The 310-nt window shown below is 38.7% G+C and carries 1 protein-coding gene; it reads left to right on the top strand.

The features are described from left to right. A partial coding sequence (locus C1G53_RS03355) for an SDR family NAD(P)-dependent oxidoreductase (protein WP_153046649.1) occupies positions 1-310 on the top strand: 310 nt, incomplete at both ends.

Here is a 310-nt window from a genome sequence, read left to right on the forward strand (position 1 = left end):
AGAAGTTGGTCAAATTCATATTTTGGTAAACAATGCTGGCCTGGCATTGGGATTGGACAAATTCCAAGACTATGATTTGACTGACATGATGACAATGATTGATACCAATATTAAAGGATTACTAACTGTGACACGTCAGTTATTGCCACAAATGGTTGAAAATAATGAGGGTCATATTATCAATATTGGATCAACGGCCGGTATTTACGCCTATGCAGGAGCTGCTGTCTATGCTGCAACCAAATCAGCTGTCAAAGTGCTTTCAGACGGGATCCGTATTGACACGATTGATAAAAATATCAAGGTAACT

Origin of the sequence: Streptococcus suis, from assembly GCF_002960445.1 — a bacterium.
Classification (GTDB): Bacteria; Bacillota; Bacilli; order Lactobacillales; family Streptococcaceae; genus Streptococcus; species Streptococcus hyiners.